Here is a 14,497-nt window from a genome sequence, read left to right as displayed (position 1 = left end):
CGGCGCGGACACCGCGCCCCGGAGCACCACCCCTTGCGGCTGCGTAGTCACACACGTCCCGACGGTGCAGCGACGCCTTGGGCCTGCGCGCACGATGAGACTATCTGTTGCGTCGGACAATGCGTCAGGTTTGGTGTGCACTGCCTCCCGGAAATCCCTTGGCGGGCTCCGGTGAGTTGACGTGCGTGGCGCGGCGGGATTCCGAGGCCGAGAAGGCCCGCAGGTTTCTGGCTGAACCGCCGAGAGGCGGGGCGGCGGCCCCGGCCCTCCGCCCCCACCGGTACGGCGCGATCGTCGCCTGCGCGCCTGGTACCGGCCGCGGCTGGAGGGGGATGCGCGGCACCTGGAGCCTACGTCTTCTCCTGGTAGCCGGATAGCATCATCGCGTGTCCCTGTGTCGGAGCAGCAGGCTCATCACCTTGAGGGTTAATCGGTGCATGTGTGGGTCGAGGGTGTTCTCTGCGTGGCGAGGACCTGGCCCAAGGTGGGCCACTTGATCGCGTCGAACTCGGCTTCGTCCGGTCGAGCCTGGCACCGTGCGCCTGGCTTTGCTGAAGAACGACGTCCGATTCACCCCGCCAGGTGCTTCGCGCGCCGCCAGAGACGGGGGTGAGGCTGCCTAGGGCAGGCTCACCGCTGCCTACGGCTGGCCTTCCGCGGACGTCCCGTCGCCACCCGGCCTCCTTTGATACTGCGCCGACTTGTTCCCAGCATTCGGATGTGGCGCCACACGTGCGCGTAGCTGCGGTGTACCGCGCGCACCCAGACTGGAACAGAGGGCCAGTCGGCGGCCACCTCGCGCTCGCCCCACGCCACTTGCATGATCTGGCGATCACCGGCGAAGTCCTCGACCAGATCACGGCGCAGGAAGAGTAGGTGGCCGCGCCAGGGCTTGTCCGCGTGGAAGGCTGCGGAGGCGCGCCGGCCGTCCAAGCCCACGAGGTCCACAGTGCCGGGTAGTTGGCGCAGGCTGAATCTGGCAGCGAATTCGTACGACGGCACGTCGTAGCCCCCGCCGAGCCCGGTCTCCGAAGTGTTGTCAGGCGCGAACTGCACGGCGACTTGATCGAGCCGAATGCCGTCGTCTTCCCAGTCGCGGCGCAGTGCGCGGTGCGGATAAGCGCCTTGGGCATCGTCGTCGAAGGTCAGCTCAAACCGAGGGCTCCACGGCATCTCAGCGGCCAGCACATCGCGGACCATCGGCAGCGGAGGGAAGAAGTCGTTCCCCGGATACTGGCGCTCGCTGGCCAGCTGTTGGGCGGGTCCCGCGTCCTCTGGGTCCAGCAGGAAGGTGCGGAAGAATCCGAACACCGTCCGCCCTTCGTGGCGGTGGTCCAGATATCCCTCGACCAGAATCCAGCCAACGTCCTCTCCGTGGATCTCCACGGGTGACCACAGCTGATCAGGCACGGCCACCGTCCCCTCGGTGAGCCAGATTTGGTCCACTGTGGGCTCCACTGGTGCCCACAGAGGAAGGGACATGGGCGCCACCGGGGGCCTGTCGGGGAAGGTCGGGTCGATGTCGGGCATCAAGCGTTCCGCCTGCCCGGAGGGGGCCGGTGCGCGGCCGATATCCACGAGGCGGCCAACCATTTCGTGGTAAGCGATCCAGCCGTACTTCTTGCCGTACCGCTCCACCCTCCTCTTGGAGCTGTAAGGTCGCTCGGCGTTCGCAGCAATGGACTGGTCAACGCTGCCGAAGTCCTTCTCGCACCAGCCCAGTTCCCAGACCCGGGCCATGACCTCGGCGCGGGCCCTGCGGTAGTCCGGGTGGGTGAAGTCGTAGTTGTGCCTGCCGTTGATGGCGGCCCCGATGATGTAGTTCTCGAAGTCCATACCGAAGGTGCGGGCGCACTCTTCGGCGTTGGGGTCGTCGTCCTCCATCACCTCGGCGGGCGCCACGGCAGCGAACCTAGGCGCGAAGGCGTCAACCCCGTCCGGGACGGCGGCAGGGTGGAGAGCGCCGGCGAATTCATAGGTGGCCCGTACGTGGCCGCGCAATTGCTCATGGGCGGTAGGTGTGGTCCCGCCGTCGAGGAAGCGGTCGCGCAGTTGCACCAGCCAGTCCCGCAGCGCGCCTTCGAGCGGTCCGCCGGGATCGGGCATCTGGTGGGCGCTGACGGCGCCAAACGCTGCGGCGACCACCCGGTCGATGACGTAAGGGTCATCGATATCGAGCATCCGGGCGGCGAGGTCGAACAGCCGCTTGGGTTCTGGCCGGCCGTAGCGCTGCAGAGCTTTCGTCGCCAGGTCCCGCAAGCTCGTGTCCGTGGAAGTCAGTAGCCAGGCGATGGCCAGCGCGTCCAAGTCGTCGCTCTTGGCGCGATTGCTGCTTCCAGACCACCTGTCGATCGCTCGTTCCAGGTCTGCCGTCAGCCGGCCTGGAGCCTGGCCTCGAGCCCACTCGGTCCAGCGCAGGTCACGTTCCGGAAGGGTCAGCTGGCGCAGGACGCGGTCGAGGAATACGGCATTCAGGCGGTGCGGGGCGGACCTGCGGATCTCCCACAGACGGCCGAACGCTGGTCGGCCCTTCCTCTCGCTGGGATGCGCGGTAACGAGCGCGGTTGCGAGCGCGTCGACGGTCTCGTCGTCGAGGAATTCCGACTCGGTGGTGAGTTCCTGGGCGAGCACCAACGAACGGTGCTCATCCGGGGCGACGCGCCACAGGTGGTGCCGGGTGAAGCGGCGCGGCAGCAGTGAGATGAGACCGATGAGGATGTCCTCGCCAAGGGGGTGCGCTTGGTCGCCCAGGAGGGACTGCCAGAGAGCCGCATCCGCGAGCTGCTCGTTGACGTCCGCGGGGGGAATACGCACCAGAATCGCGTCGGCGATCAAGTATCCAGCGAGGCGGTCAAAAACGAAGCCGCACTCAGTGTCGTCGGAACCCCTGATCTCCTCGCGGAGGATTACTCCCTCCTCTACGAGGCGCCGGAGGAGGCTTTCGTCCCAGTTCGGCTGGTCAGCGTCGAGGACTCTTCGCGCTTCGTCGAACGGAAGCCGACGGACGTTGTGCGTCCACACGCGTCTCGCCAGAACCGTGAGGCGGCGCTGGATCTGGTCGGCCGGCACCGGGATGCGAGCCGGATCCTGGGCCAGCCGCTCGATGACGCCCTCGCGGTACAACTCGAAGACGCCGATGAGAGACTGAGGCAGCGCCTCCACGCCCACCGGCACTCGGCGGTCGTGGTTTGCGGCCTCGCAGTACATGCGGACGAAGAGCGGGTTGTGGAACTCTCCCATCGGTAGCCAGGCGCCGGCCGGGTTGATCAGGTAGTGACGGAAGTAGACGCGGAGGATGTCGTCGACTTCCGCGCGCTGCCACTCCAGTTCCAGGTGCACCGTGTCCTTCGGGAGGGCCTGGTCGGCGAGCGCCTCGCGGAGGGTGACGATCACCGCCACGTGAGGGTAGGCGCCCAGGGCAGGTGCCAATCCGGCGAGCAGTGTCCTCCACTCCGAGGGCCGTTCGGCCTCGTTCAGGCCGTCGATGATCAACGGAATCCGGCAGCCGGCGCGGTTACCGGCTGAGTTGAGAGCTTCCAGCAGGTCCTCGAAGTAGTCGACCTTAAGTCCGGGGATCCTTCGCGCGAGGTCGTGGAGGGTCCCGCCGGCGCGCAGGTTCCCGCCCTGGATGAAGACTCCTGCCGTGGGCTGGTCGTTCGGTGAGGTCATCTGCGCGGCAAGGTGCGTTTTGCCCTGTCCCGCGGCGGCGATGACGGCGAGCAGGGGGGCTTCGGTGTCCGCCCGTGTGTCGTGCAGCCACTGGACGATGTCGCGGATCTCCGCGCCGAGACCGGTAACCAGCAGCGCCTCAGGCAGGCGACGCTGCCTCAGTTTGAGCACCAGGCGTCGCAGCGTTCGGGGAGAGGTTGCGGGCGGCCGCTGTTCGGCGAGGCGCTCGCGGATCTCCCAGGGCCGGAGGCTCCTTCCGGCGTCAAGGACCTCCCGCAGGTCGTCGACGAATCGGTCCAGGTCGTCGGCAATGTCTACTGCGTCTTGGCGGAAGGTGTTGTCGAGGCCGTCGATGGCTGCGCGCAGTGCCTGGATCCGGGCTGCGATGTCGTCGGTGCGCTGCTGCAGCCACTCGAACGACGCCGGGCGCAGCAAGGCCCGGTTGATGCGATGCTCCACGTGGTGGGAGGTGTGCAGCCGTGGCGTCCACCGTGCCTCGATGGGTGCAACAGATCGCTTGTGGGCTTGCGCCAGTACTTCTGCGGTGAGGGCGAGTTCACCGAAGAAGGTGGAGCGGAGCTCCTCGTGTCCCGCGAGTTGGTCGTCGTAGTTCTCGGTGGACCAGAGTTTGACGCTGACCCCCTGCTGACCGAGTCCGTTGATCCATTCCTCGTCCCCCTTGGCGGGCCGCTCTGGAAGGCAGAGCACGAAGTCGGTCAGCCCTACGACGTGCTCGATAGCCTTGGAGAGCGAGTCCTCGATCTGCTTGCGCTGGCCTGCGCTGAGCTCATTCTTACTGTTGAGGATGAACCACTTGCACGACCAACCCCAGACGCGGCCGGGGTCGCCGAGAGCACCGGCGTGGTCGACGTGCAGGTAGAACTCGACGCCGGGCTGGTTGCGGCGTTCCCGCATCGTGCCCAGCGCGCCATAGCGGCGGGAGACGATGGCCCGTGTGAGCGCTTCGAAGTTCCGGTCGGCGGCGCCGGGCAGACGTTCCAGATCAGTCAGATCCACTGTCGCTCCGTGTGCTTGCATCCGACCGAGTGATCGTGTTCTCGTCCCATTCGTGACGGGAGAAGATCTCGACTTTCGCGCCGTAGTGGAGAAGTGCCTTCAGGAATCCCTGGACGTCGGACTCGTCGGTCCAGATCCGGACCGTCCCTCCGGTGCGGGTGACGGTGTGGTCAAGGGCGAAGACATCGACGTCGTACCTCCCCATGTCGTACAACTTCATTCCGGCGAGTGCTTCGCCGAGTTCGCGAGGCATGCGCTCGCCAGGGCTCTGCCAGTCGTCATCGGACCACGCGTCCTCGGCAAGAGCCTTCAGAGCCTCCATGCGCTCCTCTGCTGCCTTGGCACCGGTGACCGTCTGAAATCGGCCGATCAAGACCAGGTCCATCGAGTGCTCCGAGCCGTAGCCGTTCCAGATCCTCATCGTGCCTCCCTCAACGCCTGCACGGCTTCCATGATGGAACTTCCGACTGACAATCCCGTGGGCGCGTAGGCGTGAGGGCGCAGGACGCCGGCCGCGTCGACGTGCATGTGGGCGTCGAGGGGGCGCTCGCCCGGGATGGCCTCCGCCGTGGGCAGTGCAGTATCGAGGCCGGTACGGGATATAGCGAGTCGAACCCCGTTCCTGGCGGTCGCGGCCCATTCGACGAGGCGCTGAGCGTCGCCGTCGCTAATACCAGCAGTTGCCGCGGTTGGCTGCTCCGGCAGCAGCAGGAGTTCGGACGCGCCGACCGTGTCGGCGAACTCGGCGAGGTCATCTAGTTCGCCGACGGTGTCGGCATTGATGACGGCGTTGATGCCGAACGGGGCGAGGGAGCCGAGCAACCCGGTTGCCTGAACCACGGCCGCGAACGGTCGGCCGCGGAGCCGCTCGTAGGTGGCTCCGACCCCGTCGACTGACAGGCGGACGAAGTGCACGGCCCCGCGCAAGGATTCGACGAGTTCGGGTGTGAGCCGGTGCCCATGGGTCGTGAAGGTCACTGCCATAGACGTGGACTGGGCTATGTCCGAGCACAGCTGGGCGAACCTTCTGTATGCGGTCGGTTCCCCTCCTCCGAAGCCGACTCCGAGGCACCCGGCAGCATCGAGTTCGACCGCCCACGCCAACACACGCCTCCTGTCCAGCGTGGCGGCGTGCTTGGGTGCGTAACAGTAGGCGCAGTGGAGTTCGCAGGCGTTAGTCAGCGCGACAGACAGGTACCGGGGAGCCCGGGAGAACTGCTCAGCGGGAACAGACACCTCGTCGAGCAGCACGTTCATCCCGGAGACGCGGTCGAATAGGTGAACACCAGCCGCGGACAGGCGAATCTTGCACGTCATCGACAGCATGATGCCACTGCTACCGATGATGCCGGGAGGGACTGTGCAAGGTCGTCGGTGCGGTGTTCATAGCGGGATGTCGGGTGCGCTGTCTGTGAGCGCGGAAATGTGAGGGGCTCCACGGCGAAGTCACGCCTCGTGCGGAGGCTGGGGCTGTGCTGAGGTGCTTCTCCACGGGCGCTGTGTGGCCCGTGGTTGGCCCGGAGCGAATGTACTTGCAGCCAACGGGGTAACTTATCGTCCCTCAGGGACCGTCGGCAGTGCTTTCCAACGCTGGCGCTCGTTGACCGTTCCCGCGGTCGAGGCGGGGGCTGCGGCGTGACGCTTTCGGTGCCCGCAGAGCACGCTCGGCGTACCGAAAGTGCTGCCTGACCTGCGCATATGACAGCTCCCCTTCCGGATGACGCTTTTCCGATGACGGAGCGTGGAAGCCGGACCGGTTCCGGCCCCCCTCGCCTACTGAAGCCCGCCCCGAGTGCAGCGCCGCGAAAGAGCTGTTGAGGGCGCCCTTGCCTACATGTAGTAGGCGTAACGGGTGGCGATGCGGGCATTGGGCGGAACGTGCCTGAGGATCGAACCGACTCGGTAAGCGGTGCGCAAGGTGAGGGGGTCACGTTCGTCGAGTTGGGCGTTGTTCCAGTTCATCTTGGTCAGGGCGAGGATGTCCATGCCGGCGGTCAGCAGATCCGTGCCGTGTGTTGCGGGCCGGATCAGCAGTGGCTGGGGGACGTACAGGCCGGGGTAGGTCCGGAAGTACGGCACTGAGCCGCGGGTGTACAGGAGCAAGGAACGAGCGTCCAGTTGGACACTGGTGCCGCGCAACGGGGGGAGTTGACCGGTGCGGTACAGGTGTGGGGCGCCACGCCGCTGAATCCACAGCAGGTCGACATGGTCGATCTCACGCAGGTCGGCGGCTTCGTGGAATCCGTCGACCTCACTGGCGGTGAAGTTAGAGGTCTTGTGAACGACGATGCGTGCCGGCTGGTGGCCGTGGGTGGTGCGGTACTCGGCCAGGGCGTCCAGCAGCAACTGCCGGGCGTCCGAGAGCGTCAGGTGGGGCTGGCGGTCGGTCTTGGAGATCTGCGCGGTTCCGCCGCGGACGACGACGCCGTCGCCGCGTTCGTTGAACACCTGGGCGACGGCCGTGTGCAGCTCGTTTCCGCTCGCGCTGCGGTAGAAGCTGACCCCGACGTAGCAGGTGGCCAGGTCGGAGCTGTGGCGCTGCATGCGCCAGGGGGTCCCGCCGGCCTTGTAGTACAGGGCGGTGTGCAGGTTCCAGGCCCGTGTTGCCTCGTCCTGCAGCGGGCGGACGGTTTGACCGTTGTTCTTGGCCGGGATCCCGGTCCAGGTCTCCTTGCGCATCAGTTGCAAGGGGGCCGACAGCGTTAGTGCGGCGGCCTTGAGCAGGTCGTGGAAATCACCTCCGGCCCCTTGTTCGCCCTGTTCCTCCTGGCGGTCGGTCACGGCCTCCTCCGAGGGAGGATGGTCTTCTCTGTCCCGCAGTTCTTCAGGGCGAGCGCAGATGATGACCCGGCAGCGCCCGGTCTCGGCCAGCGACCGGGCGGCGTCGGCGTAGAGCTCCACCGCATCGGCGGTGCCGGAGGCAATGTTGACGCGGGCAAGGCGGCGCAGCTGGCGTTCGGGGATCTCGCGGACGAGGGCGTCGTCGAAGACGAGCTGGGCACCGAACGGGGAGGCGCCGCTGAAACCGGGGAACGGCTGGTGAAGATTCTCCTGTCCGGGCTTCGTCTCCTTCGCTTCGATTGGGTCCTGGCAGCGCTGCAGCCAACTCCGGATGCCGTCGACCGCCTGGGCGGGGCCGACCAAGGCGATGGGGATCTGACGGGGTCCGGTAGGGGAGTCGGCGTCCGCCGGGCCGAACACGCTGATGCCGTAGCGGGGATCGATGTGACGGTTTCCGGCCCGGAACTCTAGTTCCGGCTCATGAAGCACTGGTGCTTTCATTGCGGTAGCTCCCACAGTCTCTCGGCCAGACCGTTCACGCTCGGCTTCGGCGCTGGTTCTTGCGGAATCCAGACGCTTTCGTCGATGGCGGCATCGCAGTCAAGATGCAGGAGCTGGCCGAAACGGATGCGCTCATCCCGGCTCCTGAACAGGGTGTCATCGCCCTGCAGATAGTCGGCCCAGGCGCGTACGAGCTGGTAGACGGCGTTGTTGCGTTCCAGCCGCTTGATCTTCTGGACGTACTCGGCGTCGAACAGGGAGTCACGGTGGCCGTCGATGGTGAAGTGGTAGGTGGGGTTGATCTCCAAGAACCACTGCTCACTCCAGCGGCGGAAGTAAAGGCTGGCAGCGTAGTGACGGCAGAAGCTGATCTTGGTCTGGTCGTCTTTGCCGAAATACGGGGTGAAGAAGGTGCGTCCGCGGCTGCCTCGGTAGCGCCCTTTGATCTTCCGGCGGGACCGGTCCGGCGGGGCCTGCATATAGACGACCTTCTTGGTGGGATGCCAGACCAACTCGGGATGGTGGGCGGAGCGCAGCGTGAAGTTCAACAGGGACACGAAGCGCCGCTGCAGGTCGGGGTCCTTGGTGGTCGCCCACTCCTCACTGGGGACGGAGGTGACCGGCCCGTCGCAGAGCACGGCCAGCGGGCCCTCGTCCAGTCGGCACAGCGAGAAGATCCGTCCGGCAGCCAGGACGAAGCCGCTCTCGAACTGGTTACCGTTCGACCGCATCCGCTCCCAGGCATCGCCGCGGTCACGACAGGGCGTGGACGCCTCGTAGATGAGTGGGGCGAAGCTTTCAACCTTGAGGAGGTTCGAGACCAGCTGTTCGCTTCCTTGGAGCCGCGGCAACGGCTCCCCCACGGGTACGCCCAGGGCCGACAGCCGGCTGAAGGCATCGGGGTCGAAGCGGTCTGCGGCCTTGTCGAACTGAACGACCCGCCGGGCCTTACGTTCAGGGTCGGCGAACCAGGTGTCGACGCGCTTCCACCATGCTTGTTGGATACGTAGGTCGACGCATATGAGCACGACTGGTCGTCCCAGCCGAAGCCAGTAGGCGATGTGGTCGGCCTTGCACGTGAACTTGAATCCCGTCGGCGTCTCGCCCCGAAATCCGACCTCCGTGCCTTTCACTTGAGCCAGGACGGCGACACCGGTGACTTCCCGGTCGACGTCCACGAACTCGATCTGCCCGTCGACGGCGAAGTCACGTTTGGTGTCGTTCCATACATGGCCGGCATCGGAGACGGCCTTGTCGACGAATGCCTCACCCCGGTACCCAGCCCGCTGCTGGACACTGCGCTTCGGCATCCGATCAGTGCTCCGGGAAACGCACACATGTGTGCTCCGCAGCCCTGCTGAATCTGGGCGGCCGACGGCGCGCCTTGTTGTCCCACCCCATGCAGTGATCCTCCGTCGCTCGCGCGCGGTCCGAGTCAACTCAGGATAAGAGGCACCACTGACAATGACCTGTGCACGTCCTTCGGGAAGAGTGAACCCGGAGGCTGGGTACCTGAACGTTTCGAGGTCCACACGGCAGCGGGTGAAGCTGCGGTTTTATGCATGCGCATTATGTGCGTTGTGGGCGTTACGGGCGATATCTTGACGCTGAAATGACGCTCATTTGACGCTCGTTCTGATGGGGTGGCAGGTGGGCTGGCGGGCTGGACAGGCCACTGAAGAGCGGGGTTGGTGAGCGAGGAGATCTTCTTCTTGCCTGGCGCCGGCGGTGGCCGCCGGCGCCGGTAGAACTTCGTCGTCAGGCTGCGGACTGGCCGACGGCGAGGGAAGTCAGTTCCTCAGACCGTGGACGCCCAGGGAGCGTTGGTGCCTCCTGGGCTGTTTCTCACACTCCTGGAGGATCGGGCAAGCCAGGTCAGGATGTCCGCGCTTCCGCAGGCGTGCCGTCCAGGGAGTCGAGGAGTTCTCCGAAGGTGATCTTCTCTTTGTCGTACTCGAAGGTCATGGCGGCGGCGAGCGCCGCCCACCTCTCGGTGCTGCGCCCGCAGTGGTCCAGCAGGATCTTCAGGGCGATCTCGGGCTCGTGGCGGGAGAGGATCTCGTCAGCGGGGATTTGGCGCAGGTGCTTCAAGGCGTGGTGGCGGGAGGCGACGATAGCCCGGTAGACCTCGGAGCGGGAGGAGTACTCGTCGGTGGCTGGGGAGTCGAGCCAGGACTGTAGGACGGCCGCCGGGTCGGGGTGCTGGGCGAGTTGCTCGTCGCTGAGCAGCCGCAGCACACCGTCGCCTTCGTCTCCGGCGGCAGGGACGGCGGCTGCTGTGTTGAGGAACCAGTCAGGGTCTTCCAGGTTCTCGGCGATCCAGGCCAGCTCGGCAGGGTGGAGCACGCTGAGGGTGTCGGTGACGGCGGCGTGTGGGGTGTGCGGGTTGGCGGCGAGGGCGGCCAGGGCCTGGACCCGGCGGTGCTCCGAGTGGCGTTCCAGGAGCCTGGCCGGGCGGTCGTGGTCGGGGTCGATGTTGTCAATGATGCGGATCAGGGTCCGGCTCGGTGTGGGGGAAACGATGGCCGGCTGATCCATGGAGGCGAGCTGCGCGCAGGCGCCTGCGAGATGGCCAGGGTTGGCGCTGAGGAGGGCTAGGTCTTCGGCGAGGCTCAGAACGCGTCCGTCAGAACCGAGGTCGTCGGCTTGCCTGTCAGGCTGGCTGAGCAGCCGGCCGCGGGTCACGAGTGCGTCGGTGGCTGCGTGCACTGGCTCGGCGGCGAGTTCGGCCAGGCGCGGGTTGTTGTGGACGCGGTGGGCGATGTGGTGCAGGGTCCTGCGTGCCGTCACCTGCGGGTTGGGCAGCTCGGCGAGCTCGGGAATGCACAGGGCTGGGAGGCAGGCCCGCAGCAAGTCCTCGCTGAGGGCGGGGCTCAGGTCTTCGGTGGAGGATTCTTCGCCGGGCGGGTACGCGCCGACGGCGTGGAGCAGGGCGTCTTCCCGAGCGCGGATCTCGGCCTGGTCCAGCAGCAGGTGCTGGACGGCGGCCCCGAACGTGGGATGTGAGACAAGCTCCGCCCACCGCTCGGGACACCTGGCCAGCATCGCCCAGGCACTAGTGTCGCCCAGTTCCAGCGACCAGTCTTTCGAGAGCTCGGACACGGCCCCCCAGCCCCCTTCGGGCTGGGGGTGGAGAAGGTACGCGGCGAGTGGGGTGAGGCAGGCTTCCAGGACGGCGTCGAACAGTGCCCGCGGCAGGGGAGGAATCGGAGCGGCCCGTTCGGTGCGGGTGTAGCGGTCGGGATCCCAGTCTCGGACGACCTGCTCCACTTCGTGGCTGGGCAGGCCGGGCAGGAGGGCGATCGCTGCTTCGACCTGGTCGGAGTGTCGTGCGAGACAGGCGATCAATCCGGCCCAGACCCGGCGGGTGCGCAGGATGGTGGGCAGGTCGGTGGCGGTTACCGTGCCTTCGGCCGCCAGGGTGGCCAGCATCTCCTCGTCGGCCTGGACCAGCAGCCGGTTCCGCAACCGCTTGGCAGACGTCCGGGCCAGTAGCGCGGGCAGTGCCGTCTTGAGGGCTTCCTCCCGCCACCGGTCGGCCTGGAGGTCGATGCCGTGAGGGCTGACCGCCGGGGTGCACAGGGCCTCGATCACCGTCCTGAGGGCCTCCTTGGGGAGGTCCTTGCTCATCGCAAGATCCCGCCACAATGGGTACGTACGGGCACTGACCATCCTCGGATCCCTCCCATGCCTGACCCGGCGTCACCGTACGGTCACATCCGCAGAATCGACCGTACGGCGCACCCGGGCCGAGCGGGCGCGATCCACGAAGTCGACTGCCCTTCACCAAGGGAGACCCCTCCTTTACGGCGTAAAAACGCCGCCGCATGCCCTGATGTCTCCCGACAGAGTGTCCACGGCTGACGACGGACGCCGGGCTGCTGGCTGAGGTGGGCTCGTTCAGCTGCCGCCCTCCGGCTCGGAAACTCCGGCTGGCCGGCTCACGAGCGGTGCGGGGGCTCCAGCGCCGGCCGGGTGGACTTCCAGGCCGCTGTCGGCGTTCAGCACGGGACGACGGCCTGGGTAGGTGCGCCTTGCGGTCTCCAAGTCACGCTCGTCGTAGTCGCCGGCGAAGACCAGTACGCCGTGGAGGAGTTCTGCCTTCTGTGCTGCGGTGAGCCAGCGGGTGAGTAGGGCTTCCGTGGTCATGGGGACTTCCGGTGGCGGCAGGTCCGATCCAGGCATGCGCGGCCTCCTCTCGTTCGGTGGCAGACGTTTCGTTACCGCAGCCGCTCCGCCTGCTGGTGCTGGTCGTGGTGCTCGACTGCTTGCTGGGGAAATGCGCGGGCCATCCAGTCCTCTGGGGCGCCGACCTGGCGCAGTGTTGCGATCTGCCAGTTGTAGTCGTGTCCTTCGGGGCTGGCGTGGATGCGCAGGTAGATGGGGTCGTCGTTGCCGGTGGTGTGGCCGTCGAAGTAGAAGGCGCAGGTGTGGTTCCACTGGTAAGGGGTGTCCGGTTCGGCGCAGTGGCAAAATCGGTGGGCCACGTGCACCGGCAGGCCCCATCGTGGGTGGCACAGCCTCTGCAGGAGCTGGTCGTGCCAGCGGGCCCGGGGGTGGGCAGTGCGGGCGTCGATTTTCCAGCTGTCGCCGTCGTCCCAGCACTGGACCCGGTAGAAGGCGGTGACGGTGTGGAAGAGCGCGATACGCCGGAGCAGCGCGCTGCCCACCGCGGCCCGCCTGGCCCGCGAGGCTTCGAGACTGGGATAGGCGCTGAGGTGGCCGATTCCACGGGATCGAGCTGAGGGGCCGTCCACAGCGGCCGCAGACCGTTGTCTTCGCACCAGCGCCGGTGCCGACGCTCGATGTCCTCCCAGCTCGCCGCCAGCCCACTGGGCAGAGCGAGTAGGAGCGTGGCTGTCTGACCAGGGTCTTTCACCATGTACAGGTGCAGCTGCCGACCGCCGGCCTGAATGCCGCATACCCGCAGGCCGGGAATCCCGTGCGGATCGTCAGCGCTCCCGGGCGCGGGAGCCGCGGGCAGCAGACGGCTCAGACAGTGCTCGGGGAAGGAGTACCGATTCTGGCCCATGTAGGCGTCGAGGTGCAGTGTGAGGGACGTGCCGACGCCGCTCAGCGAAGCGATGCCGAAGGGGTGCGCGCACAGGTCCGGAGAGGTGCCCAGTTGCTCGAGGACGAGGCTCTCCAGCCGTGCCTGCGCCGGCGAGGCTGCAGGCGCCGGGTGGCTGGTTCGAAGGCCGGCGCGGCGGGACTGCCCACTGCACTCGGACCAGTAGCGGAGTTTGCGGGACTCCCACGAGGAGCGGTCGCTCACGGCAGTGCCTTCCTGACGCGCACTGCCCGATCCCGCACGTCAACAAAACACGACGAGCTGCTGTCTGTGATCCCCATGTGGTGAAGGCCGGTGCAATGCCACGCTCCTTGCGTTCCGGTACACCGGATCGGGCGGCGCTCAGAACGTGGCCCGCCTGGGGCCAGGCAGCCCATCATCCAGCCGGTGACCGGGGCAGGACGGGCGACACGTCACGGGTTCACTCAGACGGGCTGGTGACTCAAGCCTGCAGGGGGCAGGTGAGCGGCAGGACGCGCTCGGTCAGCTGCCCGGTGCGGTGGGTATCGGTGAGGGCGGCGTCGGTGAGCCAGTCCGCTTGCGCCAGCTGGTTGACCAGGTGCTGCAGCTTGCCGGGGCCGACCGGTCCCAGGCAGCGAGAGTATTCAGGGCGATTCCCTGGCTGCCGGGACCAAGGCGTCCCGAGAGGTCGGTCTGGGTGGCCAGCGCCAGGGCGAACAGCCGGGTGCCGGCGGCGGCCTTGCCCTTGCGGAGCTTCTTGTCCGAGACGACCCTCTGGGCCCAACCGGAGAGCTTGGGCCGCATCTTCTTGCCGAACGTGAACGGACCCGCCCCGTCCTCGCGGGGCATTAGGGAGGGGACGATGATCGGGGTGGGGTTCTCCGGCCGGGAGGCGAGCAGGTTCCCGGCGGTGCCGGGCAGGGTGAGCCAGCCGCAGCCGGTCAGCTTCTCGACCAGGCCCTCCGGATCGTTCAGGCTCAGCGCAGTGAGGTTCTGGCCGACGAGGTTGCCGGTGCCTGTGTGCGCGGTGCGCAGGGTCAGCAGCACCAGCAGTCGTGCTTCCGGTCCGGGCAGCGGGGTGTGGTCGGCTACGTACGCGAGGGCGGAGCGCGCGCGCTCCCGCGTTGGCGCGATCAGCAGCCGCGCGACGGCCGGGCCGTCGGGGCGTGATCAGCGAGCTGTCCTTCAAGGAGCCACCAAGCATCACGGGGTTGGAGCCGCTGTTCGTGTGCGTGGCCGCCTGGGTGAGCAACGGGCAGGTACTCTCGGGCACCGGCCGCAGCGTGGGAAGGTCCGGGCGCGCCTCGAAGCGGCGAAGCAGCTGCTGAGCGAGTGGAACGGGCGGAACCCGCGCTCCCTGTCTGGCCGGGGGCAGGAAAACGTTCCGGCCCTCAACGACATGACTGCCCTCCAAGTTCGACCCTGTGCGGGTTGACGCGCGGGAGCTTGTATCGCTCCGTGCAGCGGCGCTCGGCCTCCGCGACGGCCTGCAGGTCG

At 67.2% G+C, this 14,497-nt stretch carries 9 protein-coding genes; all 9 read right to left on the bottom strand.

Features of this window, described 5'->3' with window-relative positions; translation table 11 throughout:
- Positions 1-630 precede the first annotated feature (630 nt).
- Complete coding sequence (locus ACIQMR_RS34280) at positions 631-4,686, bottom strand: NACHT domain-containing protein (RefSeq protein WP_401395866.1); 4,056 nt, start codon at positions 4,684-4,686, stop codon at positions 631-633.
- A complete protein-coding gene (locus tag ACIQMR_RS34275; RefSeq protein WP_401395863.1) occupies positions 4,673-5,107 on the bottom strand; it encodes a DUF6375 family protein in 435 nt (144 codons plus the stop codon). Before ACIQMR_RS34275 ends, ACIQMR_RS34280 begins: the two co-directional genes overlap by 14 nt.
- Positions 5,104-6,012, bottom strand: a complete 909-nt coding sequence (locus ACIQMR_RS34270) for a radical SAM protein (RefSeq protein ID WP_401395860.1) — start codon at positions 6,010-6,012, stop codon at positions 5,104-5,106. The genes ACIQMR_RS34275 and ACIQMR_RS34270 overlap by 4 nt, the downstream gene beginning before the upstream one ends.
- Positions 6,013-6,516: 504 nt before the next feature.
- Positions 6,517-7,968, bottom strand: coding sequence for a hypothetical protein (locus ACIQMR_RS34265; protein WP_401395858.1), 1,452 nt, complete (start codon positions 7,966-7,968; stop codon positions 6,517-6,519).
- Positions 7,965-9,278 carry a DUF4365 domain-containing protein gene (locus ACIQMR_RS34260; RefSeq protein ID WP_401395855.1) on the bottom strand — a complete coding sequence of 438 codons (1,314 nt, stop codon included), beginning with the start codon at positions 9,276-9,278 and terminating at the stop codon, positions 7,965-7,967. Before ACIQMR_RS34260 ends, ACIQMR_RS34265 begins: the two co-directional genes overlap by 4 nt.
- A gap of 565 nt (positions 9,279-9,843) precedes the next feature.
- The gene (locus ACIQMR_RS34255; protein ID WP_401395852.1) at positions 9,844-11,598 is read right to left on the bottom strand and encodes a hypothetical protein; all 1,755 of its coding nucleotides are present in this window, start codon (positions 11,596-11,598) and stop codon (positions 9,844-9,846) included.
- A 270-nt stretch (positions 11,599-11,868) separates the two neighbouring features.
- Positions 11,869-12,153, bottom strand: coding sequence for a hypothetical protein (locus ACIQMR_RS34250; protein WP_401395849.1), 285 nt, complete (start codon positions 12,151-12,153; stop codon positions 11,869-11,871).
- 35 nt (positions 12,154-12,188) lie between these two features.
- Positions 12,189-12,638 carry a hypothetical protein gene (locus ACIQMR_RS34245; RefSeq protein WP_401395847.1) on the bottom strand — a complete coding sequence of 150 codons (450 nt, stop codon included), beginning with the start codon at positions 12,636-12,638 and terminating at the stop codon, positions 12,189-12,191.
- A gap of 884 nt (positions 12,639-13,522) precedes the next feature.
- Positions 13,523-14,047, bottom strand: a complete 525-nt coding sequence (locus ACIQMR_RS34240; protein WP_401395845.1) for a hypothetical protein — start codon at positions 14,045-14,047, stop codon at positions 13,523-13,525.
- Positions 14,048-14,497 lie beyond the last annotated feature (450 nt).

This window comes from Streptomyces sp. NPDC091376, assembly GCF_044757085.1.
In the GTDB taxonomy this organism is placed as follows: domain Bacteria; phylum Actinomycetota; class Actinomycetes; order Streptomycetales; family Streptomycetaceae; genus Streptomyces; species Streptomyces pratisoli.
Note: the sequence above shows the minus strand (reverse complement) of the source record. Positions and strands in the feature narration are given on the sequence as shown.